The organism is Pseudomonas farsensis (genome assembly GCF_014268805.2).
GTDB lineage: Bacteria > Pseudomonadota > Gammaproteobacteria > Pseudomonadales > Pseudomonadaceae > Aquipseudomonas > Aquipseudomonas farsensis.
Genome location: NZ_JABWRF020000003.1, coordinates 658804 through 685734, shown reverse-complemented (window position 1 = coordinate 685734; position 26931 = coordinate 658804). Strand labels below are relative to the sequence as shown.

General features: G+C 63.5%; 23 protein-coding genes. 14 read left to right on the top strand and 9 right to left on the bottom strand.

Annotated elements, in window-relative coordinates:
* Positions 1-5: 5 nt before the first annotated feature.
* From HU719_RS19345 to HU719_RS19335, 3 genes are read right to left on the bottom strand one after another with little or no spacing between them, the layout of a single operon-like run.
* The gene (locus tag HU719_RS19345) at positions 6-833 is read right to left on the bottom strand and encodes a segregation and condensation protein A (RefSeq protein ID WP_496197695.1); all 828 of its coding nucleotides are present in this window, start codon (positions 831-833) and stop codon (positions 6-8) included.
* Positions 830-1459, bottom strand: a complete 630-nt coding sequence (locus HU719_RS19340; protein ID WP_217843719.1) for an L-threonylcarbamoyladenylate synthase — start codon at positions 1457-1459, stop codon at positions 830-832. The genes HU719_RS19345 and HU719_RS19340 overlap by 4 nt, the downstream gene beginning before the upstream one ends.
* A 13-nt stretch (positions 1460-1472) precedes the next feature.
* Complete coding sequence (locus HU719_RS19335; protein ID WP_186537239.1) at positions 1473-2333, bottom strand: PHP domain-containing protein; 861 nt, start codon at positions 2331-2333, stop codon at positions 1473-1475.
* 67 nt (positions 2334-2400) lie between these two features.
* Here HU719_RS19335 and HU719_RS19330 point away from each other — a divergent pair, with 67 nt between their 5' ends.
* From HU719_RS19330 to HU719_RS19305, 6 genes are all read left to right on the top strand, one after another.
* Entirely contained in the window at positions 2401-2997 is a 597-nt protein-coding gene (locus tag HU719_RS19330; RefSeq protein ID WP_186537238.1) for a septation protein A, read from the top strand.
* A 1-nt stretch (position 2998) separates the two neighbouring features.
* A complete protein-coding gene (locus tag HU719_RS19325) occupies positions 2999-3298 on the top strand; it encodes a YciI family protein (RefSeq protein WP_015271283.1) in 300 nt (99 codons plus the stop codon).
* Positions 3299-3405: 107 nt separating this feature from the next.
* Positions 3406-3798 (top strand): SH3 domain-containing protein, encoded by a 393-nt coding sequence (locus tag HU719_RS19320; protein WP_186537237.1) that lies wholly within the window; start codon positions 3406-3408, stop codon positions 3796-3798.
* Between the two features lie 7 nt (positions 3799-3805).
* Complete coding sequence (locus HU719_RS19315; protein ID WP_186537236.1) at positions 3806-4483, top strand: response regulator transcription factor; 678 nt, start codon at positions 3806-3808, stop codon at positions 4481-4483.
* A 194-nt stretch (positions 4484-4677) separates the two neighbouring features.
* Positions 4678-5094 (top strand): Spy/CpxP family protein refolding chaperone, encoded by a 417-nt coding sequence (locus tag HU719_RS19310; RefSeq protein WP_186537235.1) that lies wholly within the window; start codon positions 4678-4680, stop codon positions 5092-5094.
* A 69-nt stretch (positions 5095-5163) separates the two neighbouring features.
* Positions 5164-6498 carry a sensor histidine kinase gene (locus tag HU719_RS19305; RefSeq protein ID WP_437179685.1) on the top strand — a complete coding sequence of 445 codons (1335 nt, stop codon included), beginning with the start codon at positions 5164-5166 and terminating at the stop codon, positions 6496-6498.
* A 481-nt stretch (positions 6499-6979) separates the two neighbouring features.
* On the opposite strand, the gene HU719_RS19300 is transcribed toward HU719_RS19305, so the two are convergent.
* The gene (locus tag HU719_RS19300; RefSeq protein ID WP_186523353.1) at positions 6980-7537 is read right to left on the bottom strand and encodes a nitroreductase family protein; all 558 of its coding nucleotides are present in this window, start codon (positions 7535-7537) and stop codon (positions 6980-6982) included.
* Positions 7538-7694: 157 nt separating this feature from the next.
* On the opposite strand from HU719_RS19300, the gene HU719_RS19295 reads away from it, so the two are divergent.
* A complete protein-coding gene (locus HU719_RS19295) occupies positions 7695-9149 on the top strand; it encodes a TrkH family potassium uptake protein (protein WP_186535865.1) in 1455 nt (484 codons plus the stop codon).
* On the opposite strand, the gene HU719_RS19290 is transcribed toward HU719_RS19295, so the two are convergent.
* Complete coding sequence (locus HU719_RS19290) at positions 9106-10152, bottom strand: AraC family transcriptional regulator (RefSeq protein ID WP_186523360.1); 1047 nt, start codon at positions 10150-10152, stop codon at positions 9106-9108. The two genes, HU719_RS19295 and HU719_RS19290, sit on opposite strands and share 44 nt — an antisense overlap.
* Positions 10153-10308: 156 nt before the next feature.
* Here HU719_RS19290 and HU719_RS19285 point away from each other — a divergent pair, with 156 nt between their 5' ends.
* The gene (locus HU719_RS19285) at positions 10309-10620 is read left to right on the top strand and encodes an Mpo1-like protein (protein WP_186523361.1); all 312 of its coding nucleotides are present in this window, start codon (positions 10309-10311) and stop codon (positions 10618-10620) included.
* Positions 10621-10935: 315 nt separating this feature from the next.
* Positions 10936-11820: a DMT family transporter gene (locus HU719_RS19280; RefSeq protein ID WP_186535866.1), complete on the top strand. Its 885-nt coding sequence runs from the start codon at positions 10936-10938 to the stop codon at positions 11818-11820.
* On the opposite strand, the gene HU719_RS19275 is transcribed toward HU719_RS19280, so the two are convergent.
* The 3 genes from HU719_RS19275 to recQ all read right to left on the bottom strand — a co-directional run bounded on the left by HU719_RS19275 (position 11821) and on the right by recQ (position 14813).
* Positions 11821-12102, bottom strand: coding sequence for an Rdx family protein (locus HU719_RS19275; protein ID WP_186535868.1), 282 nt, complete (start codon positions 12100-12102; stop codon positions 11821-11823).
* A gap of 6 nt (positions 12103-12108) precedes the next feature.
* Entirely contained in the window at positions 12109-12546 is a 438-nt protein-coding gene (locus HU719_RS19270) for a MarR family transcriptional regulator (RefSeq protein ID WP_186535870.1), read from the bottom strand.
* A 119-nt stretch (positions 12547-12665) separates the two neighbouring features.
* Positions 12666-14813, bottom strand: a complete 2148-nt coding sequence (gene recQ / locus HU719_RS19265) for a DNA helicase RecQ (protein ID WP_186523376.1) — start codon at positions 14811-14813, stop codon at positions 12666-12668.
* 242 nt (positions 14814-15055) lie between these two features.
* Here recQ and HU719_RS19260 point away from each other — a divergent pair, with 242 nt between their 5' ends.
* Positions 15056-15643 carry a YecA/YgfB family protein gene (locus tag HU719_RS19260; protein ID WP_186535872.1) on the top strand — a complete coding sequence of 196 codons (588 nt, stop codon included), beginning with the start codon at positions 15056-15058 and terminating at the stop codon, positions 15641-15643.
* An 8-nt stretch (positions 15644-15651) separates the two neighbouring features.
* Complete coding sequence (locus HU719_RS19255) at positions 15652-16014, top strand: YbaN family protein (RefSeq protein WP_186535873.1); 363 nt, start codon at positions 15652-15654, stop codon at positions 16012-16014.
* Between the two features lie 174 nt (positions 16015-16188).
* Here HU719_RS19255 and HU719_RS19250 read toward each other — a convergent pair whose 3' ends face one another.
* Positions 16189-21504, bottom strand: coding sequence for a retention module-containing protein (locus HU719_RS19250; RefSeq protein ID WP_186535874.1), 5316 nt, complete (start codon positions 21502-21504; stop codon positions 16189-16191).
* Between the two features lie 491 nt (positions 21505-21995).
* Here HU719_RS19250 and HU719_RS19245 point away from each other — a divergent pair, with 491 nt between their 5' ends.
* Genes HU719_RS19245 through HU719_RS19235 form a run of 3 tightly spaced genes read left to right on the top strand, consistent with a single transcriptional unit; the run spans position 21996 to position 26923 of the window.
* Positions 21996-23369 carry a TolC family outer membrane protein gene (locus tag HU719_RS19245; protein ID WP_186520086.1) on the top strand — a complete coding sequence of 458 codons (1374 nt, stop codon included), beginning with the start codon at positions 21996-21998 and terminating at the stop codon, positions 23367-23369.
* Between the two features lie 31 nt (positions 23370-23400).
* Positions 23401-25536: a type I secretion system permease/ATPase gene (locus HU719_RS19240; RefSeq protein ID WP_186520119.1), complete on the top strand. Its 2136-nt coding sequence runs from the start codon at positions 23401-23403 to the stop codon at positions 25534-25536.
* Positions 25537-25567: 31 nt separating this feature from the next.
* The gene (locus tag HU719_RS19235) at positions 25568-26923 is read left to right on the top strand and encodes an HlyD family type I secretion periplasmic adaptor subunit (protein WP_186535875.1); all 1356 of its coding nucleotides are present in this window, start codon (positions 25568-25570) and stop codon (positions 26921-26923) included.
* Positions 26924-26931: the final 8 nt, after the last annotated feature.

The window sequence follows — 26931 nt, the reverse complement described above, 5'->3', positions numbered from 1 at the left end:
TCAGGTCATTCTGCCCGGGCACGGACGTGGATCGGGGCGAAGGGCTCATTCTGCACCAGTTCGATCAGCGATTCCTTCACCAGTTCGAGAATCGCCATGAAAGTGACCACCACCCCGAGCTTGCCTTCCTCAACGGTAAACAACTCGACGAAGGGCACGAAAGCACCGCCCTTGAGGCGTTCAAGCACCTCGCTCATGCGCTCGCGGGTCGACAGCACCTCGCGGGTGATCTGGTGGCTCTCGAACAGGTCATTACGGCGCATGACCTCGGCCATCGACAGCAGGATCTCCTCCAACGCGACATCCGGCAGAAGCTTGCGCGCTTTGGCCTGCGGGGCCTCCAGGCGCGGCACGAGGATATCCCGGCCAACCCGCGGCAGTGTGTCGATGCCCTCGGCGGCGGCCTTGAAGCGCTCGTATTGCTGCAAGCGGCGGATCAGTTCGGCGCGTGGGTCGCCCTCTTCTTCTTCAACCTCTGCCGAGCGTGGCAGCAGCATGCGCGACTTGATCTCGGCAAGCATCGCGGCCATGACCAGGTACTCGGCGGCCAGCTCAAGGCGCACGTTTTTCATGAGCTCGACGTAGCTCATGTACTGACGAGTAATTTCTGCTACCGGGATATCGAGAATATCCACGTTCTGTTTGCGAATCAGGTACAGCAGCAGGTCCAGCGGGCCTTCGAAGGCTTCGAGAAAAACTTCCAGAGCATCCGGCGGAATGTACAGGTCCACCGGCATTTCGGTGAGTGCTTCACCGTAGACCAGGGCGAGCTGCAGCTGAAATGGCGCATCGGCATCGACTGCCGGCGCCTCAGGCGCCTGCTGCTCGCTCACGCGTCGACCAGAAACGGCGTGGGGTCGCCACAGCCAACACGGATCACCTCAGGCTCATCCCCGGTGAGGTCGATCACCGTCGAGGCCTTGAGGTCGCCGAAACCGCCATCGACAATCAGGTCGACGTGGTGCTCCAGGCGCTGACGGATCTCGTAGGGGTCGGTCATCGGCTCTTCATCGCCCGGCAGGATCAAGCTGACACTCATCAGCGGCTCACCCAGCTCGGCGAGCAGCGCCAGTACGATCGGGTTGGACGGCACACGCATGCCAATGGTGCGGCGCTTCTCGTGCATCACCAGGCGCGGCACCTCGCGGGTGGCGTTGAGCACAAAGGTATAAGGGCCGGGGATGTGCGCTTTGAGCAGGCGAAAATTGGCGGTGTCGATTTTCGCAAACAGACCCATTTGCGACAGGTCGCAGCACAACAGGGTGAAATTGTGCTGTTTGTCGAGTTTGCGCAAGGTGCGCACGCGCTCCACAGCGTTTTTATTGCCCATCTGGCAACCCAGCGCGTACGCCGAGTCGGTTGGATACACCACTACCCCGCCCTTGCGAATAATCTCAACGGCCTGTTTGATCAGGCGTGGCTGAGGATTCTCAGGGTGAATCTGGAAAAATTGGCTCACGAAGTCTTCCTGTTCATAACGCCATAGGCTGTTCATGTCGGAATCGCCGCCACAAAGGCGGCAGGTCCTCAGGCAAAGGCCGGTAGGCACCGATCTCGCCCCAGGTGCCGGGGCCGTGGAAATCGCTGCCAGCACTTGCCAGCAGGCCAAACTCGCGGGTGAGGATGGACATGGTCCCCACTTGTTCGTGGGGCATCATTCCATTGACCACTTCGAGCGCCTGCCCTCCTGCTTGAATATAGTCGGCGATCAGCCGTCTGCGTTTGCTGCGGGTCAGCTCGTAATGCATGGGATGCGCCAGGCTCACCCAAGCGTTGGACTGGCGCAGGGTGGCGACAGTTTCCTCCAGGGTGGGCCAATGCAGCTTGACGTCGCCCAGCTTGCCGGCGCCCAGCCACTTGCGAAACGCCTCGCCACGGTCCTTGACGAAGCCCGCGCGCACCAGAAATTCGGCAAAATGCGGCCGCGCGGGTGCATTAGCGCTGTCGCCCAGCTCTTGCTGCACCGCGCGCGCACCTTCCAGCGCCCCCGGCATGCCCTTGGCAGCCAGTTTGCGGTCGATCTCTTCGGCACGCAGCCAACGGCCGCGGTGCAGGCTTTCGATAGCCGCAAGCAACGGCGGGGCATCAAGCGGGAAATCGTAACCCAATATGTGAATGGTCGCGCCGCCCCAGGTGCAGGACAGCTCTACCCCGCTGACCCAGCGCATACCGCGCTCGGCACAGGCCTGGCGGGCTTCGCAGAGGCCTTCGAGGGTATCGTGGTCGGTGAGCGAGAGCGTTTGTACCCCGTGTTCGAAGGCGCGAGCGACCAGTGCCGTAGGCGACAGGGCGCCGTCGGAGGCCGTGCTGTGACAGTGCAGATCAACATTCATGGTGGAGCGCTTTCGCCGGAATCGATGTTTGTTATTATGCCGTCACATCCCGCTTCTGGCTGCCACTGTGAAACAATTCATCGATTTCATCCCGCTGCTGCTGTTCTTCATCGTCTACAAGCTGGACCCACGCTCGGTCGAATTCGCCGGCAACAGCTTCGAGTTTGGCGGCATCTACAGCGCTACGGCGGTACTGATCGCAAGTTCGCTGGTGGTTTACGGTGCGCTGTTCCTGCGCCACCGCAAGCTCGAAAAGGGCCAACTGCTCACATTGGTGGCCTGCCTGGTATTTGGCGGCCTGACCTTGGCGTTCCACAGCGAAACCTTCCTCAAATGGAAGGCGCCGGTGGTCAACTGGCTGTTCGCCCTGGCCTTTGCCGGCAGCCACTTCATCGGCGACCGGGTGCTGATCAAACGCATCATGGGCCACGCCCTTACCTTGCCCGATGCCATCTGGACTCGCCTGAACCTGGCCTGGATCGCGTTCTTCCTGATCTGCGGTGCAGCCAACCTGTTCGTCGCCTTCACCTTCCAGAACTTCTGGGTCGACTTCAAGGTGTTCGGCAGCCTGGGCATGACCGTGATTTTCCTCGTCGCCCAGGGCGTTTACCTGTCGCGCCACCTGCACGACACCGACCCGTCCACCTCCAAGACCAAGGACTGACATGCTCTACGCCATCATCGCCAGCGACGTCGCCAACTCCCTGGAAAAACGCCTGGCTGCGCGCCCGGCGCACATCGAACGCCTGCAGCAGCTCAAGGCCGAAGGCCGTGTGGTGCTGGCAGGCCCGCACCCGGCCATCGACAGCAACGACCCAGGCGAAGCCGGTTTCAGCGGCAGCCTGATCGTCGCCGAATTCGACTCGCTGGCCGCCGCCCAAGCCTGGGCTGACGCCGACCCTTACATTGCTGCTGGCGTGTACGACAAGGTCGTGGTCAAGCCATTCAAGCAGGTTCTGCCGTAACCCGCCGCCCATTCGCCCTGCCTGCGGGGCGAATGGGGTGTTGCCGTATTCATTTATTCTGACAAACGGCCGACAACCTCCTGAACCGATTCGATCCAGGAGTTCCAATGCGTCAAGGTCCGATGTTCCTCCTGCTTAGCCTGTTACTGCTTTCTCCGCTGGCCAGCGCCCAACAGCCGTTGTCACTGGAAGCCGGTGCGCGGATCACCGAACTGCAACAGCGCCTTGAAGAAAGCGAAAAACAGCGCAGCGCGCTGACCCAGCAGTTGCAGAGCCAGGACAGCGAGCGCGAAAGCGCCCAACTGGCCCGCCTGCGCCAGGAAAACCAGCGCATGAAGCTGGCTATCAAGGAGCTGCAGGCAGGTGCCGGCACCCCCCAGCGGCTGCTCACCGACCAACAACAATGGTTCCTGATCGGTTCAGGCGTTGCACTGTTGTCGCTGGTCTGCGGTATCTTAGCCAGCGGCGGACACAGAAGACGCCGTCAATGGTTTAATTGAGTGAGACATGAGCGAGCTGTTACTGATTGATGATGACCAGGAGTTATGCGAGCTGCTCGGCAGCTGGCTGACCCAGGAAGGTTTTGCGGTACGCGCCTGCCACGATGGCATGAGCGCGCGTCAGGCTTTGGCTGCCCAGGCTCCGGCGGCCGTGGTACTGGATGTCATGTTGCCCGATGGCAGTGGCCTTGAGCTGCTCAAGCAACTGCGCAGCGAGCATGCCGAGCTGCCGGTGCTGATGCTCTCGGCCCGCGGCGAACCGCTGGACCGCATACTGGGCCTTGAGCTGGGCGCCGACGACTACCTGGCCAAACCTTGCGACCCGCGCGAACTCACTGCGCGCCTGCGCGCCGTTCTGCGCCGCAGCCACCCGAGCGCGCCGACCACTCAGGTCGAGGTGGGCGACCTGGTGTTCAGCCCGGTGCGTGGCGTGGTCAGCATCGATGAGCGCGAGATGACCCTGACACTTTCCGAAAGCCGCATTCTCGAAGCGCTGCTGCGCCAGCCCGGCGAGCCGCTGGACAAGCAGGAACTGGCGCAGATCGGCCTGGGCCGCAAGCTGACACTGTATGACCGCAGCCTGGACATGCATGTGAGCAACCTGCGCAAAAAGGTCGGCCCCCACGCCGACGGCCGCCCGCGCATCATCGCCCTGCGCAGCCGTGGCTACTACTACGCCCTTTGAGCGCAGCTGCAAGCTTCTAGCAGCTAGCTGCAAGAGAAAGCGGCCCTGCGCACAACTGCCTTTTCTTGCAGCTAGCCGCTAGAAACTTGCAACTGGTCTTTACCCAGCCTTTACCCTCGCCTGACCGCGCTTGACCTTGATCTCCCTAAACTGGGCTCATCCGGTAACAACCGGCCCATGACAGGAGAGACACCATGCGCAAGACCCTTATCGCCCTGATGTTCGCCGCTGCCCTGCCGACCGTTGCCATGGCCATGCCTGAAGGTGGCCCACGCCACGACGGCCCGCATCACCGCGGTGGCGCAGCGTTTGCCCAGCTCGACCTGACCCGCGACCAGCGCGAGCAAGTCGGCAAGCTGATGGGCGAGCAGATGAAGCAGCGCCGCGACATCACCCAGCGCTACCTCGACAAGCTGCCGGCAGCCGACCAGAAAGCCATGCAGGATGAAATCAAGGCCAGCCACGACAAGGCCGACGGCCAGATCCGCGCCCTGCTCAAGCCTGACCAGCAGAAGAAGTTCGACGAGCTGCAAAAAGAACGTGCTGCACGCAAGGCTGAATGGAAAGAGTTCCAGGCCTGGAAAGCTGAAAAAGCCGCCAAGGCCCAGTAAGCTGTCAACCCAACGCCCGGCCCGCACCCTTGCGGGCCGGGCTTTTGCCATTTCCTGGAGGTGCTGCTCTTGCGTTCACTGTTCTGGCGCATCCTGGCCAGCTTCTGGCTGGCCATCGCCCTGGTTGCGGGCCTGTCGATCCTGCTGGGCCACATGCTCAACCAGGACACCTGGATCCTCAGCCGCCACCCAGGCCTGAACACCCTCGCCAGCCGCTGGGTGCAGCACTACGAGCAAGAAGGCCTGGATGCCTCGCAGCGGTTTCTGGAGCGGCGCAAGCAGCGCTACAAGATCGACGTGCAGGTGCTGGACGACAGCGGCGAGGCCGTAGTGCCGGGCACCTTCCCGCGCCGCGCCGCAGCCTTTGAGGCGCGCCAGCACAACGATGAGCGGCGCCTGCCGTGGCGCCGCCTGACCGAGGAATACACAAGCCCCAGCAGCGGCGAAACCTACCTGCTGATCTACCGTATTCCACACCCCGAGCTTGAGGCCTGGCACCGCGAAAGCCTGATCTGGCCGTTGAGCGCACTGGGCATCGCCCTGGTGGTACTGACGTTGTTCAGCCTGCTGGTGACCCTCTCGATCACCCGCCCACTGAGCCGCCTGCGCGGTGCGGTGCACGACCTTGGCCAGGCCAGCTACCAGCAGAACAGCCTGGCGCGCCTGGCGGTGCGGCGTGATGAGTTCGGCGTGCTGGCCAACGACTTCAACAAGATGGGGGCCCGCCTGCAGAGCCTGATCAGCAGCCAGCGCCAGCTGCTGCGCGATGTTTCCCACGAGCTGCGCTCACCACTGGCACGCCTGCGCATTGCCCTGGCGCTGGCCGAGCGCGCCGAACCTGAACAACGCCAGGCCCTGTGGCCCCGCCTGACCCGTGAATGCGACCGCCTGGAGGCGTTGATCAGCGAAATCCTGGAGTTGGCCCGGGTTGATGCCGAGCAGGCCCATGCGGAGCCGGTCGACCTCAATGCGCTGTTGGGCAGCGTGCGCAAGGACGCCCAGCTAAGCGCCGCCGATCAGGACGTGCGCTTGGAGGCGCAGCCGGGCCTGACCCTGCAGGGCTGGCCAACGCTGATCGAGCGCGCGGTGGACAACCTGGTGCGTAATGCCCTGCGCTTCAACCCAAGCGGGCAGCCGATCGAAATCCACGCCAGCCGCGAGGCGGAGCGCATCGTGGTGAGCGTGCGTGATCACGGGCCAGGGGTGGCGGCGGAGCATCTGGCGCAGTTGGGCGAACCGTTCTACCGGGCGCCTGGGCAGGAAGCACCGGGGCACGGGCTGGGACTTGCGATTGCCCGCAAGGCGGTAGAACGCCATGGCGGCAGCCTGACCTTCGGCAATCACCCGCAGGGCGGGTTTGTCGCGACGCTGGAATTGCCCCTGAAGGCCGAAACCAGCCTGTGATCCTGCAGCCCCGTTGAGGGCCTTATCGCAGGCTGCCGCCAGCTCCCAGAGAGAACGCGCCGAGCGCCGATATTGATGGCTGGCTCAGATCCCTGTGGGAGATTCTATGGTTTCGGGCAAGTCGCTTTTGATTGTGTAGGAGCGGCCTTGTGTCGCGATGGGCTGCGAAGCAGCCCCAGGATCTGTGCACCCACCAGAATCGCTGGGGCTGCTTCGCAGCCCATCGCGACACAAGGCCGCTCCTACACTGACCGCGTCAAACGGCACCGATATAGCGACAAGCCACATTCCGTGGGAGATCACCCAGCCCTTCCGGGCTGCGCTGTCGCGCAGAGAACTGGGCACCGAGCAAGCCCGCTCCCACGTTATCCATGTAAATCAGATAGTTAGCGTTTGTTCTATGAGAGCTGGCGCCAGCCTGCGATGAGGCCGGAGCAGGTTTGCACAAACCCCAAAGCGCGCCCCGCTCTCACAATCCCGATCACTCCCCCCAGGGCGCAACGAAATCCTCGGTCTTAAGCACCGGCGGGGTACGCGGCTCGGCGAGCGGCGTGCCGACGTACAGATAACCGATCAATTCTTCGTTGTCAGCCAACCCCAACCCTTGATGCACATGCGCATCAAAGGCCATGTCACCCGTGCGCCACACCGCGCCAATACCTTGGGCATGGGCAGCAATCAAAATGCCATGGGCGGCGCAGCCGGCAGCCAGGCGCTGCTCGGACTTGGGCACCTTGAAGTGATCCTGCAACGTTGCCACCACCACAATCAGCAACGGCGCACGCAGCGGCATGGCGCGAGCTTTGTCCAGTGCGGCCGGGCTGGCATCGCCTTTGGCCTGCAGCGCTTGTGCAAACAGCTCGCCGAGCCGCTCGCGGCCCTGCCCTTCGATAGTCAGAAAACGCCATGGGCGCAATTGGCCGTGGTCCGGCGCCCGCAGCGCTGCCTGGAACAACCCCTCGCGCTGCGCAGCGTTGGGGGCAGGTTCGGTCAGGCGCGGCACGGAAACACGGTTGAGCAATGCGTCGAGAGCCTCCATCGGCTACCCTCCTGGCAGATTGAAAGTGCCGACATTCTGCACCAACCCGCCCATCACGTGGGAGCGAGCTTGCCCCACGATGCGCCAATCGTGCGTTTACAACACCTGACCCACAGGTAGAATGGCGCCCTTTCCGTTTCGAGTCAGAGCAGATCACATGGCGTTGCCGACCTTAAGGATCATTGGTTTCATCATCGGCATCTTCCTGATCACCCTGGCTGTGAGCATGGTTGTGCCCATGGCCACGCTGGTGATCTTCGAACGCACTGGCGACATGCCGTCATTCCTCTGGGCCAGCATGATCACCTTCCTCGCAGGCCTGGGCCTGGTGGTGCCAGGGCGGCCCGAGCATGTGCACCTGCGCCCGCGCGACATGTACCTGCTCACCGTCAGCAGCTGGCTGGTGGTCGGGGTGTTCGCCGCGCTGCCGTTCCTGCTCACCCAGCACATCAGCTACACCGACGCCTTCTTCGAAAGCATGTCCGGCATCACCGCCACCGGTTCGACCGTGCTCAGCGGGTTGGACAACATGTCGCCGGGCATCCTCATGTGGCGCTCGATGCTGCACTGGCTGGGCGGCATCGGTTTCATCGGCATGGCGGTAGCCATCCTGCCGCTGCTGCGCATCGGCGGCATGCGCCTGTTCCAGACCGAATCCTCGGACCGCTCCGAAAAAGTCATGCCGCGTTCGCACATGGTCGCCAAGTTCATTGTCGCGGTGTATGTGGGCATTACCGTACTCGGCAGCCTGGCGTTCTGGTGGGCCGGGATGAACCCGTTCGATGCCATCAACCATGCCATGTCGGCGATCTCCACCGGGGGTTTCTCCACCTCCGACCAGTCGCTGGCCAAATGGGACCTGCCTGCGGTGCACTGGGTGGCGGTAGTGGTGATGATCATGGGCAGCGTGCCGTTCACCTTGTATGTGTCGACCTTGCGTGGCAACCGCCGGGCGCTGATCCGCGACCAGCAGGTGCAGGGTTTTCTCGGCTTGTTGCTTGCCACCTGGGTGGTGCTCGGCACCTGGTACTGGGCCACCACCAACCTGCACTGGCTGGATGCGCTGCGCCATGTGGCGCTGAACGTCACCTCGGTGGTCACCACCACAGGCTTTGCCTTGGGCGACTACAGCCTGTGGGGCAACTTCTCGTTGATGCTGTTCTTCTACCTGGGCTTTATCGGTGGGTGCTCAGGCTCGACGGCCGGCGGCATCAAGATTTTCCGCTTCCAGGTCGCCTACACCCTGCTGAAGGCCAGCCTTAACCAGCTGATCCACCCGCGCGCGGTGATCAAGCAGAAATACAACGGTCACCGCCTCGACGAAGAAATCGTGCGCTCCATCCTGACGTTCTCGTTCTTCTTCGCCGCCACCATCGCCCTCATCGCCCTGCTGCTGTCGCTGCTTGGCCTGGACTGGATGACCGCGCTGACCGGCGCCGCCAGCACCGTATCCGGCGTCGGGCCTGGCCTGGGCGAGGTGATCGGCCCTGCCGGCAACTTCGCCTCGCTGCCCGATGCCGCCAAGTGGATCCTGGCCGGCGGCATGTTGCTGGGCCGCCTTGAGATCATCACGGTGCTGGTGTTGTGCATGCCGGCGTTCTGGCGTCACTGATCGCCAGCCGGGCGCGGTACTCGCTGGGGGTGACATCGAACCAGCGACGAAACGCCCGGTAGAAGTTGCTCGGGTCGGCAAAACCCAGCAAGTACGCGGTTTCGAGCAACGTGGTGGAAGCCTGGGCCAGGTACTGCTCGGCAAGCTCGCGACGGGTGTCGTCGAGCAATGTCTGGAAACTGGTGCCCTCATCCTGCAAACGCCGTTGCAAGGTGCGCTGCGACAGGTGCAGGGCCTGCGCCACGGTCTCGCGCTTGGGCTCGCCTTGCGGCAGGATGCGGCACAGCACCTGGCGCACGCGGTGGGTAACCCGGCTCTCGGAAAACCGCGCCAGGTACTCACCGGCAAAGCGGTCATGCAGCACGGCCATGGCCTCGTTGGCGGTGGGCAGCGGCGCCTCCATGTCGGCGCGCTCGAACACCAGCGCGTCATGGGCCGCGCCGAACACCAAGGGGGCGTGGAAGGCGACCTTGTACGGCTCGACGTTCTTCGGTTGCGGCCCCTGAATCAACACCCGCCGCGGCTGGATTGACCGGCCACTGAGCCAGGTGCACAGCGCCAGCGCGCAGGCAAGCGACGCCTCGGCGCTATGGCGGGTGGGCGGCAAGTGATCGCCGTGCACTGTAAGCACCAGCGAGTAGCCCTCCGGGCCCAGGCGAAAGCTCAGGTCCGAGCTTTCGGCAATGATGCGCTGATAGCGCACCAGCCGGTCAAAACCTTCGGCCAGCGTGCGGCTGGACATCAACGCATAGCCGACCACATGGAATGAGGCCGGGCGCACCACACGGGCCATGTTCAGGCCAATGGCTTCGTTGCCGGACAACTCCACTGCCAACTGCCACAGCCGGGTCATGGCGTCCTGGGGGAAGCGTGCGTCGGGGTCGTCGAGGGCGGCAAAATCCAGCCCCAGTTGCCTGAACATGCTCGGGCAGTCGAGCCCTTCAAGCTCAAGCGCCTTGACGATCCCTGATGCCCAACTGGCAGACGTGGTTCTTTCACTCATGACAGGCTTCTTGTGCTGACCGCTCAAGCGGTGAATCGAAAGGATACTCAATTGGCGCTTATTGTCACTGGTCGGCGTACCCAGTCACTCTAGACTCGTTTCAGGCTCCACGCCGTGTATCCTGTTTTTCGACCAGCAGATACGGAAAGCCCCGCCATGACCGACACCGCGCAGTTCCGAAGTTTTGCCGAGTTCTACCCTTATTATCTGGGCGAGCACGCCAACCCCACCTGCCGACGCCTGCACTTTGTCGGCACCGCGCTGGTGATCGCCGTGTTCGCCTATGCCTTGGGCAGTGGCCGGTGGGCATTGTTGCTGCTGCTGCCACTGGTCGGCTACGGCTTTGCGTGGGCGGGGCACTTCTTTTTCGAAAAGAACCGCCCTGCCACCTTCAGCCACCCGTGGTATAGCCTGGCCGGTGACTTCGCCATGTTCCGCGACATTCTGCTGGGGCGTATCGCCCTTTGACGCAGCGCTAGGCGCTTTCACCAACCTGAGGCTGCAAGTGCACATCAGAGATCCACAGGGTTCGCACACGCTGTTTGCGTGACGGGCGGGCGAGTTCGGCGTGGGTCATGGGGCAGGCTCCGGCACTGTTTGCTGAGACTGGCAGGCGCAAATGACAGGTTTGAGACACACAGATGACAGTCTGGATGGCCATTGCCGGCTTGTCACAAAGTCAAAAACCGAAGCGACCGCTGTGGGATAGGACCATAGTTCTGTGCGAACCTGTGGCTTTTCAGCCCTACAGAATCCGCCCGCTCTTGCTGCCAAGGCCCCCCCATGAACCACCGCACCGCCCTCGGCGCCCTGCACATTGGCGCGCTGTTCTTCGGCCTGACCGGCGTGTTCGGCAAGCTGGCCGCCAGCGCCAGCCCGTCGATCATCGTCTTTGGTCGCGCCGCCTTTGCCGTCCTCGCCCTAGGCCTGTTCATCGCCCTCGCCCGCCAGCGCTGGCAGCCGCTGCACGGGCATGTGCGCCGCCTGCTGCTGGGCGGCGTGCTGCTGGCCGGGCACTGGGTAAGTTTTTTCATTGCGGTCAAGGTCGGTGGCGTGGCCATCGCCACGCTCGGTTTTGCCAGCTTTCCGGCGTTCACGGTGATCCTTGAAGGCGCGCTGTTCCGCGAGCGGATCCGTCGCAACGAAGCGTTGCTGGTACTGCTGGTAAGCATTGGCCTGGTGCTGGTGACGCCTGAGTTCGACCTCGCAAGCCAGGCGACCGGAGGGCTGCTCTGGGCGCTGCTGTCCGGGCTGCTGTTCTCTTTGCTGTCGCTGACCAACCGCGCAGGCTCTGGGCGCCTGCCGGCAGTGCAGGCGGCGCTGTGGCAAAACCTGGTGGTCGGCCTTTGCCTGCTGCCATTCGCGGCGCCGGGCATTGAAGCGGTAACGCCACTGGACTGGTTATGGATCGCCCTGCTCGGCGTGTTCTGCACCGGCGTAGCCCACAGCCTGTTCGTCGCCGCGCTGGCGGTGATCAAGGCGCGCACGGCAGCGGTGGTATTCGGCATGGAACCGGTTTATGGCATTGCGGTGGCTTGGGCGGTGTTCGCTGAAACGCCAACCTTGAGCATGCTTGCCGGGGGCGCGCTGATCATCTTCGCCATCGTGCTGTCCAGCCGCATGGCGGGCAACGAACCCGCTCGCCAGCACGCCGCCGAGGGGGCTTGATCAGCGGTCGTTGTGGCCCAGGTCGCGTTGCGGGTCGATCAGGTCGCGCACCCGCTGCTTGAGCACCTTGGCCTCGGGGAAGCCGCCATCAGCCTTGCGCTCCCAGACCTGCACCCCGTCACAGGCAATGTGGAACACCCCGCCAGTGCCAGGTGCCAATGCTACCTGGCCGAGCTCATCGCTGAAGGTGCTGAGCAGTTCCTGGGCCAACCACGCGGCGCGCAGCAGCCACTGGCACTGGGTGCAATAAGTGATGACGATGTGGGGCTTGCTGTCGGCCATGGTTGTTCAGGACTTTTCGAGGTTGGCGAGAATCTTGGCATGCACGCGCATGCACACTTCAAGGTCGGCCTCATCCACTCCGCTGAACAGCTCCTGGCGCAGCGCGTGGGCGATGGTTTCGATCTGCTCGATCAGCGGCTTGGCTGGCGGGCACAGCAGGATCTTCTTGGCGCGACGGTCTTCCATCACTGCCTGGCGACGCACCAGGCCCTGGGTTTCCAGGCTGTCGAGCAAGCGTGCCAGGGTGGGGCCTTCGACACCAACGCTCTGGGCCAGCTCACGCTGGGTCGGCGCCTCTTCGAAACGCGCCAGGTGCAGCAATACCAACCAGCGCGCCTGGGACAGGTTGAGCCCGGCCAGGCGGCGGTCCAGTTCGGCACGCCAGCCCCGCGACATCTGGGCCAGCTGCATGCCGAAACGGTGTTGGTTGTCAGTCAGGGGCATAAGCAACTCAATGAACAGAACTAATTGTTAGTCAGCTAATCATGGCCCGGACGATCAGGCAAGACCGGGGGTCGTCAGCGGATATGACAAAGATCAGCTATTGGCGCAAATGTCGCCAATTACAGCTCGAACTCCGCCGCCAGCGCCGCCCGTATGCAGTACAGGACCCCTTCCGGCACCCGCGCACCAAACAGCGGCGCGATGGTCGAAACCGGCGGCAATTCGCCCTCACCGTCCAAAAACGCGTCCTGCACTTCCATCATCAGGTCTTCGGGCAAGTCCAGGGCCTGGTCCAGGCTCAACTCCTGGCGGCCGATGGCCTCGGCCAACAAGCTGTAGACGTTCTTTTCGCTGCAGTTGAGCTGGCCGGCGATCTGCATCGGCGTCATGCCGGCACGGGCCAGGCTGACCAGTTCGTGGCGCAGGTCGAGCACCACCTTCGGCGCCTCTTCAGTGCCACCCGCGCCGTTGAGCACTTCGAGGAAGGCCTGGCCATAGCGCTCCAGCTTGCGTGCGCCGACGCCACTGACCTGGGCCATGTCGCTGAGGCTGGTGGGCTGACTGCGCAGCATCTCCAGCAAGGTCGAGTCGGGGAAGATGACGTAGGGCGGGACGCTGTGCTCTTCGGCCAGCTTGCGCCGCAGGGTGCGCAGCGCCTCCCACAGTTCGCGCTCCTCGGCACGTACCAGTTGGCTGGCCGGGCTGCCGCCGCCGCTGCCGGACGACTTGGCGGTGGTCTGCGGCTTGAGGTCGCGGCGCAGTTGCAGGTTCACTTCGCCACGCAGCAGGGGCCGGCAAGTGTCAGACAGGCGCAGGCCGCCATAGCCTTCAAGGTCGATATCGACCAGGCCGCGGGCGACCAACTGGCGGAACAGCGAGCGCCACTCAGCCTCGGCCATGGCCTTGCCCACGCCGAATACCGAGAGTTTCTCGTGGCCAAAGCTGCGCACCTTTTCGGTGTCCTTGCCCAGCAGCACGTCCACCAAGTGGCCTACGCCATAGCGCTGGCCAGTGCGGAACACCGCCGACAGGGCCTGCCGAGCGGGTTCGGTGGCATCCCAGGTTTGTACCTTGTCGACGCAGTTGTCGCAGTGCCCGCACGGCTGTTCGAGCACTTCGTCGAAGTAGGCCAGCAGCGACTGGCGGCGGCAGCGAGTTTCTTCACACAGCGCCAGCATGGCGTCGAGCTTGTGCTGCTCGACGCGCTTGTGGCGCTCGTCGCCCTCGGAGTTCTGCAGCATCTGCTTGAGCATCACCATGTCCTGCAGGCCATAGGCCATCCAGGCATCCGACGGCAGGCCATCACGGCCGGCGCGGCCAGTCTCCTGGTAATAGGCCTCAAGCGACTTGGGCAGGTCGAGGTGGGCGACGAAACGCACGTTGGGCTTGTCGATGCCCATGCCGAAGGCAATGGTGGCAACCATGATCAGCCCTTCCTCGTTAAGGAAGCGGCGCTGGTTGGCGGCACGGGTCTCGGCCGGCAGACCGGCGTGGTACGGCAGCGCCGGGAAGCCTTGGTCGCAGAGAAACGCTGCGGTTTCGTCGACTTTCTTGCGCGACAGGCAATAGACGATGCCGGCGTTGCCGCGGCGCTCGCCGAGGAAGGCCATCAGTTGCTTGCGCGGGGCTTCCTTGGGCACGATGCGGTAGAAGATGTTCGGCCGGTCGAAGCTCGACAGAAAGCGCTCGGCGCCCTGCAGGTGCAGGCGCTGGACGATCTCCTCGCGGGTGCGCATGTCGGCGGTGGCAGTCAGGGCGATGCGCGGCACATGCGGGAACAACTCGGCGAGCTGGCCCAGTTGCAGGTATTCGGGGCGGAAATCGTGGCCCCACTGCGACACGCAGTGGGCCTCGTCGATGGCGAACAGCGAAACGTCGAGCCCGCGCAGAAAATCGAGCATGCGCGGCTGCACCAGGCGCTCGGGCGCAAGGTACAGCATTTTTACCTCGCCCCGGCGCAGGCGCCCGGCAAGATCACGCTGTTGTTCGGCGCTGAGAGTAGAGTTGAGTGCGGCAGCCGCCACCCCGAGTTCGTCAAGGGTTGCGACCTGGTCGTCCATCAGCGCGATCAGCGGCGAAACCACCACGGTAAGGCCTGGGCGCAGCAAGCCCGGTACCTGGAAACACAGCGACTTGCCGCCACCAGTGGGCATCAGCACCAGGGCGTCGCCGCCATTGGCCACGCATTCGATGATCGCGGCCTGGCGGCCCCGGAAACTGTCGTAACCGAAGACATCCTTGAGAACGCGCTGAGCCTGTTCGAGCATTTGCCACTCCAAAATCGCCGTACCACCCTGGACACAGGCTGGACGATAAATGCGCCGCGCACACAACGAATGCGTAAGCGGTTTTTGCCAGGGCGCGTGCAGCGCCTGCTGGCAGTGAAAAGCGCGGAGTATACCCGAGTGGCCCGCCCCCCGGCATGCCCACTGACAGACGTTCCCTTTGCCCCGTGTGCGCCGCAAGGTGCTAGAATTCGGTATCGTTTATTCCCCAAGGTAGCCCCGTAATGTCCTTCGCCGAGCAACTGACCCGCCTGCAAGCCTTCCTCGACGCCGATGAGCTGCACGAAGAAGCGCTGGACTACGTCGCCGCACACGGCTACCTGACCGCGCTGTCGATCTGCGCCGAGGAGGTTCCCGAGCGTGAATGGATCGATGCACTGTTCGCTGAAGAGCCGCACTACGCCAGTGATGCCCAGCGCGCCGAAATCGAAGCGACCCTGGTGGCACTCAAGGCCCATATCGCCCGCCAGCTGGCCAGCGAGGAAGATTTCGACCTGCCTTGCGAGCTCGACCTGACCGACGAGCCGGACGATTCCGACCTGCGCGGCTGGTGCATTGGCTTCATGGAAGGTGTGTTCCTGCGTGAAGAGGCCTGGTTCGGCAGCGCCGAAGAAGAAGTCAGCGAAATGCTGTTGCCGATCATGGTGGGTTCGGGCCTGTTCGACGAGCAGCCTGAGTTTGCCGATATCGCCAGCAACGCCAACCTGCAGGACGACATGATCGTGCAAATCCCTGAGGCGCTGACGGCGCTGTTCCTGCTGCTGCACGCCCCGGACGAAAAACCTGCGCTGCTCAAACCTCGCCACCACTGATCGAGGTGGTGCGCTACCTGCTGCTGGCCGCCGGCTGGCTCAGCGTTGCGCTGGGGGTGGTAGGGATTTTCCTGCCGGTACTGCCGACCACCCCATTCCTGCTGCTTGCAGCGGCTTGTTTTGCCCGTAGTTCGCCGCGGTTTCATGCCTGGCTGGTCAATCACCCCAAGCTTGGGCCGTGGATTCGCGACTATTTAGGTGGCGAGGGTATTCCGCTCAAGGCCAAGGTATACGCCATCGGCTTGATGTGGGCGAGCATCGGGCTGTCCTGTTATCTGGTGCCTTTGTTCTGGGCGCGGGTATTCATGCTCAGCAGTGCGGTGCTGGTGAGCCTGTGGATCGTGCGGCAAAAGACCTTACATCGCGGGTGAGCGCCGCTTTGGAACTTGACGCAGTCAATGTAGGAGCGGCCTTGTGTCGCGAAAGGGCCGCAGAGCGGCCCCAGCGATATCGGGTTGAAGCATGAATCCTGGGGGCCGCTTCGCGCCCCCTTCGCGGCACAAGGCCGCTCCTACAAACGCAAAAGCAGCGTAGCCTGCCAGCCTCTACACCGTATCCACCTTCAACGAATGGTCATCGAGCATCCCGTTGATGATGGTCGCGGTGTCATGCCCTGCCGCAATCACCCCGCCCGCTCCCGCCGTCACCCCGTAATGCTGCGCCAGGTCCACCCCGGCAAGCTCGATGGTCTGGGTCGGCGACGCCCCTGCGACACTGCTGACCTCGATGGTCGAAACCACCGCAGCCCCGCTGCCACTGACCTTGAACTGCAGGAAATCATCCAGCGACGCACCGCTGGCCTGCTCACCCTGCAGCAGCTGCGACAGGTCCAGATGATCACTACCCGGGGCAAAGGCGGTAATGGTGTCATGCCCGCTATCACCCTTGTGCCAGACGAACGTATCGCTGCCAGCGCCGCCAGCCTGCCCGTTGTCAGCCGCGATACCCGGTAGCGTGTCGTGGTCGTCAGGCCCGATCAGGTTACCAATGGCAAGCGCCGGTTCGCCGTGCCCCTGCTCGGCCCCTGCCGGAGCCTTGGCCTGGCTGTGCGCATCGGGTTGATCGTGGGCGGCAGCGGGCTGCTGATGGTGCTGGCTGCCCGCACCACGGTCAGCCGGCGTGTCGTCATGGCGCACGGCGTGGCTCGGCTCGACAGGCGCCTGGCTTGCAGGGCTGTGCTCCAGCGCCAGGCTCAGCTTGTAGGGTTCGGCCCCCTTGCCCGCGCCATTCTCGCTGTTGACCACACGGATGCTGTACACCCCGTCATGGCCTGCCGTGAAGCTGCCGCCGTCGGCTAGCGGCTGGTAGACGCCATTGGCGTCCTTCCAGGCCAGCGCCAGGTTGGCGGCCGGGCGATCATGGTCAAGGGTCAGGGTTTCGCCTTTGTGCAGGGCCACGCTGAAGTGCTCCTCACCCGATGCCGTGCCCACTGCGCCCAGGTAGCCGGCCACCACCAGCGCGGCGGTCATGCTGCCGGACAGGTTGCTGAACTCGCTGCGGGCGAGGTCCCGCTGCGGGCTGGCGGCCTTGTCGCTGGCATCGAAACGGATCAGTTGCGCGCCCCCGGACTCATCGGCCCTGCCCCCTTGGCCACGCTCATCGTCGGCGCAATCCACGGGTTTGCCGCTGTGCACATTGACGGTGATGGTAGTGGTGCTCTCGTCGCCGTCGGCATCACGGATGGTGTAGACGAAGGTGTCGCTGGCCCACTCCGGCTGGTGATGGCCACCGTTGGTGGCGTGATAGGTGCCGTTGCCCTGGGAGTCGAGGGTCAGGTAGCCGTACTGGCCGAGGATCTTGTCGCCGACATGGCCAATGGCCGAAGTCGATGTGTCGTTGCCCGCCCGCACCCCCACCACATACTGGCTGTCTGCGCGCACATCGGCGCCGATAACATCATTGGCCAGCACATTGCCGGTCACGCTACTGCCCTGATTGACGTCGGCAAAGTCGCAATGCGCCTTGGGCACGTCGTCGACGATGCTGATGACGATGGTGCTGCTGGTGGTATGGCCCGCCGCGTCCTTCACCTGATAGGTAAAGCTTTCGGTCAGCACATTCGGGCCATCGTTGATGTGATTGGGCGAGTTCGGCGCCGAGGTCAGGGTGTAGGTATAGCTGCCATCGGGGTTCAGCAGAATCTGCCCATATTGGCCGGCGGCATTGCCCACCAGGCTGAACGTCAGCGCGCCAACGCCGCCCGTAACTGCATTGGCAAGCGAGCCCGAAGCGGTTTCGGCACTGGAATGCGGGTCACTGCCGAGCACCGTGCCGGGCGCCAGGTCGTCACCGGTCTTGCACATATCCAAGGCTTTTTCGTACACCGTGACTTCACTGTCGACACCGGCGATCAGTTTGCTTTCCTGCACGTTGATCTGCAGCACCGTGGTGCTCTCGTCACCGTCGGCATCGCGAATGGTGTAGACGAAGCTGTCATACGCCCAGGGCGGCAGCACGCTGTTGGCGTTGGCGTGGTAAGTGGCGTTGCCTTGCGCATCGAGCGTCAGGTAGCCGTACAGGCCGTCGATCTGGTCACCGACATGGCCCGTGGCCGCACTTGAGGTGTCGTGGCCGGCGCGCACGCCAACCACATACTGGCCATCTGCGCGCACATCCGCGCCGATCACATCATTGGCCAGCACATTGCCGCTCACCGCCGCACCTTGGGTGACATCGGCATAGTCGCAATGGGCTTTGGGTACGTCATCGACGATGTTGATGACGATGGTGCTGCTAGTGGTATTACCCAGCGAATCCTTCACCTGGTAGGTGAAGCTTTCGGTGATGACATTTGGCCCGTCGTTGACGTGGTTCGGCGAGTTGGGCGCTGAGGTCAATGTGTAGGTATAGCTGCCGTCGGGGTTGAGCAGAATCTGCCCGTACTGGCCGACCGCGTTGCCCACCAAGGTGAAGCTCAGTGCGCCTACACCGCCGTGCACCACGTTGGCCAGCGAGCCGGATGCGGTTTCGGCGGGCGAATGCGGGTCGCTGCCGAGCACATTACCGGGCGCCAGGTCGTCGCCGGTCTGGCACAGGTCCAGGGCTTTTTCGTAGACGGTTACGTCATCCTGGCCCGCCACCAGCTTGCAGTCCTGCACATTGATGGTGATGGTCGTGGTGCTTTCGTCGCCATCGGCATCGCGGATGGTGTAGACGAACGTGTCAGTGGCCCACTGCGGCAGGTCCTGGTTGGCATTGGCGTGGTAGGTGCCGACGCCGTTGGCATCGAGTACCAGGTAGCCATAATGGCCGGCGATCGGGTCGCCCAGGTTGCCGATGGCCGAGGACGAAGTGTCGTTACCTGCGCGCACGCCTACCACATACTGGCCGTCTGCTCGCACGTCGGCGCCGACCACATCGTTGGCCAGCACATTGCCGGTCACGCTGCCGCCCTCGCTGACATCGGCGTAGTCGCAATGGGCCTTGGGCACGTCGTCGACGATGTTGATCACGATGGTGCTGCTGGTGGTATTGCCGAGCGAGTCCTTCACCTGGTAGGTGAAACTTTCGGTAATGATATTTGGCCCGTCGTTGACGTGGTTCGGCGAGTTGGGCGCTGAGGTCAATGTGTAGGTATAGCTGCCGTCGGGGTTGAGCAGAATCTGCCCGTACTGGCCGACAGCATTGCCTACCAAGGTGAAGGTCAGTGCCCCCACGCCCCCTTGCACCACACCGGCCAGCGAGCCAGAGGCCGTTTCGGCGGGTGAATGCGGGTCGCTGCCGACCACATTGCCAGGCGCCAGATCGTCGCCGGTCTGGCACAGGTCCAGGGCTTTTTCGTAGACAGTCACGTCATCCTGGCCCGCCACCAGTTTGCAGTCCTGCACATTGATGGTGATGGTCGTGGTGCTTTCGTCGCCATCGGCATCGCGGATGGTGTAGACGAATGTGTCAGTGGCCCACTGCGGCAGGTCCTGGTTGGCGTTGGCGTGATAAGTGCCCACGCCATTGGCATCGAGGGTCAGATAGCCATACTGGCCGGCGATCGGGTCGCCCAGGTTGCCGATGGCCGAGGACGAGGTGTCGTTACCGGCGCGCACGCCAACCACGTACTGCCCGTCGGCTCGCACATCCGCCCCGGTGGTGTCGTTGTCCAGCACGTTGCCGGTCACGCTGCCGCCTTCGCTGACATCGGCAAAGTCGCAATGGGCCTTGGGCACATCATCGACGATGGTGACGTCCAACGAGCCGGTGGCGGTGTCGCCGTCACTGTCGGTCGCGGTGACAGTGAAATGCTCTTGCAGGCTGTTGGTGCCGTCGGCGTTGGGGTGGGTTTCGTTGTCGAGCAGCTGGTAGGTGTAGCTGACGACGCCGGTGTCGGGGTTGTAGCCGGTAATGGTCAGGGTGTTGCCAAGCGGCGTGGTCACCGACTGCGGGAAACCTGCCGGGGCGCCGTCGGCAACCAGGGTCAAGCCCGCTACGGTCAGGGTTTTCAGGCCATCCGGGGCGTTGACGGTGAAGGTGCCGCCTTGGGTCAGGGCGCCAGGGTTGGGCGCACTGCCGTCGTCCAGGTTCTTCTCGAAGACCTTCACCTCACCGCCCTCGACATCCAGGCCACAGAGTTTTACCGGGTCGTCGAGGTTGTTGATATCCAGCGTCAGGGTCGCGCTGCTGGTGTCGCCGTCGGCGTCCTTGATGGTGTAGGCAAAATGCTCCACGCCGACGCCGCCACCGAGCAGGTTCTTGAAGTCCGGGTCGCTGGTGTCGAGGGTATAGGTATACGTGCCATCGGCGTTGAGCACCAAGGTGCCGTAAGTACCGGTGAAGGTGCCGCCCTGCACCATGCCGCCTTCGACCCGGTCGGCGCCCTGGATGTCGTTGTCCAGCACATTGCCGGTGAGCTGGGTGTTCAGCTCGGTGGCCGGGGTCGGGTTGTGGTCATCCACGGCGTGGGGCACGTCATCGATGATGTTCACATCCAGCGAGCCACTGGCCACATCACCGTCGGTGTCGCTGACCAGCACCGGGAAGTGTTCGCCAAGTACGTTGGTGCCGGCGCCGTCGGGGTGCTGCTCGGCGCCGGTGAGGGTGTAGCTGTAGCTCACCACGCCAGTGGTCGGGTTGTAGCCGGTGATGGTGAGGATGTTGCCAAGCTCGGTAACGATAAACTGGCCGACGCCGGTCACGTTGCCGGCAGTGACCACGTTGATGCCGCCGACACTGAGGTTGAACACCCCATCCGGCGCGACCACGGTGAAGCTGCCGCTCTGGGTGAGTTGCCCTGGCGCATTGACCGAGCCCAACGGCAGGTTGGCTTCGTTGAGGGTCAGTTCGGCAGGTTCCACGCTCAGCCCTTCAAGGCTTACCGGGTGATCTGGCGTTGGGCCGGGAGTGCCGGTGCCGGCGCCATCGTCGTTGTCGCGGTCCCCCAGGTAATTCAGGGCAAGCTCGGGGAGGTTGTTGAAGCCTGCGGTAGGGAAGCCGATGGTGGGGTCAACCCGCCCAGCAACTTCGGTCAGCAGCACGAAACTGTGCCCGCCGCCCAATGCGCCGACGCTGCCAGGGTTGCCACCGGCAGCGGTGGCTTCGGCATCCTGGGTCGGGTCACCACCAGCAGCGATGGCCCGCTGCAGTTGCTCGACATCGGTCAGTTGCGCCTCGCTGGGCACCGCATCCGGGGTATCGACATGGGGCGCGCGGTTGGCCAGCAACTGCGGCGTCATCTCCAGGCTGCTGTCGCGGCCAAGGGTCAGCTCGGCACCATTTTGCAGATGCACGGCTACCGCACCGGTCGCACCGGTTTCAAGCTGCTCGCCGGCATATAGCCGGTCGCCTTCGACCAGTAACCGACGCTGGCCGTCATCGCCAATCGCCATTACCTGCCCGACCACCTTGCTGACCACGCCAACTAATTTGGCCATGAGTGCATGCCTCCCCTGCCGCTGGACTTTTTACAGTTCAAGGCGTGGCGGGCAGAGATTCCAGACGACCGGCCAGCATGGCTGGCAAGCGGAACGTCGCTGTCACCCAGGCAAGAATCACCCGTTTTTAGTGACGATTACGGCAATAGCAGTAATGGGTAATGGCAAGCTCAAAGTGCCAATTTATTGTCGCCAATTACCGCCAGCGCCTTTCTCCCCGTGTCCTCTGCTGCAAAAAAACTGGAACTTTCATCGAAGCCCGACAACCTGAGCGTTGCAGCCGGTTGAGCGAGCCACCTGAGAGCAACAATGTCGTGCTTTGCTTAGACCGCATAAGTTTTTTTTCGCATATACCTTATGAAGAAATCTTCTTAGCTAGGCCCATAAATGTTCTTAGCTAGGTTGTTACAAGCCTGAAACGGTTTGACACTTATTTTTCGTCATTTTTTTGGCGATTGCAGGACCATTTTGAGACCAGGGAGAAGTACCCCATGCGCGTTTTAACCCCCATCACCGGTGCGATTTTATTGGCTATGACGTGCGCCAATACCCAGGCGATGTCACTTAACGAGGCCGTACAGAGCGCGGTGGATTACCACCCGCAGATCAGTTCGTATCGCAACAGCAGGCTCTCGGCTGATGAGGATGTGAAGTTCGCTCGCGGCGGGTACTTTCCCACGGTCGACCTGGTCGCAGGCTACGGGCGCCAGCGCTCGGACAACCTCAACACCCGCGGACTCAATGCCGACGGCACCCGCAACCACGACAAGGCCACCCTCAACTACACCCAGTCGGAGCTGCGCCTGCGGCAGATGATCTTCGACGGCTTCAACACCTCCAATGAAGTGGGTAGAACTGAAGCGGTGTCCAACTCGCGGGCCTACTACACCCAGGCCATCGCCCAGGACGTGGCACTGCGCACCGTCGAGGTGTACCTCGAAGTCCTGAAACGCCGTGAACTGGTCACCCTGGCCCGCAACAACCTGCAGGCGCACCTGCGGGTCAACGACCAGATCGGCCTGCGCAGCGAACGCGGCGTTGGCAGCACCGCCGACCTTGACCAGTCCCGCGCCCGCCGCGCCCTGGCAGAAAACAACCTGGACACCGCCGAGGTGGACCTGGCGGATGCCGAGGCTAACTTCTTCAGTGTGGTCGGGCGCCCTGCCGATGAGCTGGAGGCCCCGAGCACGATCAAGATAGAAGTGCCGCCAACCCTGGCCGACGCGCGCAAGAGCATGCAGGAAAACAACCCGTATCTGCGTTCGGCCCAGGCCGACGTGAACGCCGCCGAGAAACAGTACGAAGTGGCCAAGTCGCCGTTCTACCCGCGCCTGGACGCGGTGCTGGCGACCGGCGCCAACAACAACCAGGGCGGTGAGCGCGGGCACAGCAACAACGACTGGCAAGCGGGCGTGGAGCTCAGCTACAACCTGTTCCGCGGGGGCAGCGACAAAGCGCGCCTGCAGTCCGATGCGCACAAGATCAACCAGGCCATGGACATCCGCAACAACGCCCTGCGCGAGCTGAACGAAAACCTCAGCCTGTCGTGGAACGCCATGAACAACGCGCGCAAGCAGACCCCAAGCGCCCGTGAATACGCCGAAACCACACAGCGCGTGCGCGCCGCCTACCAGGACCAGTTCGGCCTGGGCCAACGCACCCTGCTCGATGTGCTCGACAGCGAGAACGAGCTGTACAACGCCAACCGGCGCTACGCCGAGGTGCGCTACACCGAGGAATACTCGATGTACCGCGTGCTGGCGACCATGGGCGAACTGCTGAGCAAACAGCGCATCACGCTGCCGGCCGAAGCCATTGCAAAATCCGAGGTGCGTAACGAGGCGCGGTTGCCCGACATGCGCTAGCACAAGCCAGGAGTAGGCCATCGTGACCAGTATGCAAAGCGCGCAACCGCGCCTGGATGTGGACGACCCGTTGCTCGATGGCCTGCTGATACTGTGTCGCCTGCACGGCTGCAACGCCAGCCGCGCCAGCCTGTGCAGCGGCTTGCCACTGGCCGGCCAGCGCATGAGCCTGGCGCTGCTGCCGCGTGCAGCCGCCCGTGCTGGCTTGCAGGCGCGGGTGCTGCGTCGCGAGCTGGGCGCCATCTCGGCGCTCAACCTGCCGCTGCTGTTGATTCTCAACGACGGCCGCAGCGCTGTGCTGCAGCGCTTCGGCGAAAACGGCCGGGCGCTGCTGCTGCCCTGCGAAGCCGAAGGCGGCGAGCAGTGGGTCGAGGCGCAGGCGCTGGCAGAGGCCTACAGCGGCCAAGCATTGTTTGCCCGCCCCCGGCACACGCTGGAAGACGTACGCTCGCCGCTGCTGCCGCGGGTCAACGCCTGGTTTCGCGACACCCTGCGCCATTCGCGCTGGCTGTACGGCGATGCACTGCTGGCCAGCCTGCTGATCAACCTGCTGGGGCTGATGGTGCCGCTGTTCGTCATGCAGACCTACGACCGCGTCGTGCCTAACCAGGCGCTATCGACGCTGTGGGTGCTGGTAGCCGGCTTGTTCATTGGCACCGCCTTTGAACTGGTGCTGCGCATGGTCCGCGCGCATCTGCTCGACCAAGCCGGGAAAAAAACCGACCTGATACTTTCGGCCACGCTGTTCGAACGCATCACCGGCATGAGCATGAAGGCGCGCCCGGCCACCATCGGCGGCTTCGCCCAGAGCATCCACGACTTCCAGGGCCTGCGGGAATTCCTCACCGCCGTGACCCTGACCAGCATCATCGACCTGCCCTTCGTGGCGCTGATGTTACTGGTGATCGGCCTGCTTGGCGGCTGGCTGGTGGTCATCCCACTGGTTGCGTTCCCGGTGGCGGTGGCCCTGGCGTTGTTCATCCAGCTGCGCCTGCGCGACACCGTACAAAAGAGCCTGAGCCTGGGCGCAGTCCGCCAGGCGCTGCTGATCGAGACCCTTGGCGGCCTGGAAACCCTCAAGGCCTGCGGCGCCGAAAGCGAGCGCCAATACCAGTGGGAACACACCAACGGCGCCATCGCCCGGCTCGATGCCCACGCCCGCAACCTGTCATCACTGGCCACCAACGGCACGCTGTTCATCCAGCAGTTCTGCGGCATGGCCACCATCGTCGCCGGGGTGTACAGCATCATCGCCGGTAACCTCAGCGTCGGCGCACTGGTGGCCAGCTACATGCTCGGCAGCCGCGTGCTCGCCCCGCTCGGGCAGATTGCCGGGCTGATCACCCGCTACCAGCAAGCTCAGCTGACCATGCGCAGCACCGATGCACTGATGAGCCTGCCGCAAGAGCGCCAACCTGACCATCAGGGCCTGGAACACACCGCACTGCAGGGCGCGGTGAGCATCAGCCATGCCACCTTCCGCTACCCCGGCCAGACGGCAGCAGCACTTAGCGATGTGAGCTTCAGCCTGAGCCCGGGCGAGCGTATCGGCATCATTGGCCGCAGCGGCTCGGGCAAGAGCACCCTGGGCCGTTTGTTGATGGGCTTTCACCACCCCGACGAGGGCCAGGTGCTGTTGGACAACCTTGACCTGCGGCAACTGGATATCGCCGACCTGCGCAGCCAGATCGGCTATGTGGCCCACGACCTGCCGCTGCTGGCCGGCAGCCTGCGCGACAACCTCACCCTGGGCGCCCGCCATGTCAGCGATGCGCGCATGCTCGAAGTGGCCGAACTGACCGGCGTCAGCGAGCTGGCACGCCAGCACCCACAAGGTTTCGACCGCCCGGTGGGTGAGCGCGGCCAGTTGCTCTCCGGCGGCCAGCGCCAGGCAGTGCTGCTGGCCCGCGCGCTGCTGCTGGAGCCGCCGCTGCTGATACTCGACGAACCCACCAGCCACATGGACAACAGCAGCGAAGACCAACTGCGCCAGCGCCTGCTGGCCTGGGTGCCGGGCAAGACGCTGCTGCTGGTCACTCACCGTACCTCGATGCTAGGCCTGGTCGACCGGCTGCTGGTGCTGGATAACGGCAAGATCGTCGCCGATGGGCCTAAGGACGCGGTGATCGATGCGCTGCGCAAAGGGCGCATTGGTTCGGCGCTGTAGTGAGCAACCCCATTCCTCGGCGAGGTAGAACATGTCCATCAGCCATAGCGTGCGCAGTTACCTGCACGGCAGCGACGCTCGCGCCGAGCGCGACTATATGCCGGAGTTGGCCGGCGCCACCCAGCAAGAGTCGCCGGGGCTGTCACGCCTGACGGTATGGCTGGCGGCGGTGCTGCTACTGGTGGCACTGGTGTGGGCCAATTTTGCAGTGCTCGATGAGGTCACCGTCGGCGAGGGCAAGGCCATTCCGTCGAGCAAGATCCAGGTGGTGCAAAACCTCGAAGGTGGCATCGTGACCGAGATCTTCGTCCGCGAAGGCCAGATGGTCGACAAAGGCGCCACCCTGCTGCGCCTGGACGACACCCGGTTCAAGTCCAACAAAGGCGAGAGCGAAGCCGACCGCTACGCCCTCAGCGCCCAGGTGGAGCGGCTGCAGGCCGAAGCCGATGGCAAGCCTTTCGTGCTGTCCGCTGAAGTGCGCGCCAAGGCGCCACAGGTAGCCGCGGATGAAGCAGGGTTGTACGAGTCGCGCCAACGCCGCCTGGCTAGCGAAAAACAGACGCTTAACGAGCAACTGCGGCAGAAAACCCAGGAACTTGCCGAATTTCGCTCCAAGGTCGACCAGTACCGTTCAGCCGTAGGCCTGCTGCAACAGGAGCTGGATATGTCCTCGCCACTGGTCAGCAAGGGCGCCATCTCGCCGGTTGAAATCCTGCGCCTCAAACAGCGCAGCGTCGAAGCCCGCGGTCAGCTCAGCGCCACCAGCCTGGCGATACCCCGCGCCGAAGCTGCTGTGGCGGAAATCCGCAGCAAGATCCAGGAATCCGATGCCACCTTCCGCTCGGAGGCAGCCAAGGAACTCAACGACAAACGCACCGAGCTTTCCAAGATCACCGCCACCAGCATCGCCATCGACGACCGCGTCAACCGCACCACCGTGGTGTCGCCCGTGCGCGGCATCGTCAAGCTGCTGAAGGTCAACACCATAGGCGGCGTGGTCCAGCCCGGCAGCGATTTGGTGGAGATCGTGCCCATTGAAGACAACTTGCTGATCGAAGCCAAGGTGCGGCCCCAGGACGTGGCATTTTTGCACCCCGGGCAGACTGCGATGGTCAAGTTCAGCGCCTACGACTACACCATTTACGGCGGTTTGAAGGCAAAGCTGGAGCTGATCGGCGCCGATACCGTCACTGACGACAAGGGCAACGCGTTCTACCTGATCCAGGTGCGCACCGACAAGAACCACCTGGGCGGGGACAACAAGCCATTGCTGATCATCCCCGGCATGGTCGCCACGGTGGACATTATTACCGGGCAGAAAAGCGTGTTGGACTACCTGTTGAAGCCGGTGCTCAAGGCGCGGACCGAAGCATTGCGCGAGCGTTGAAGCTGGCG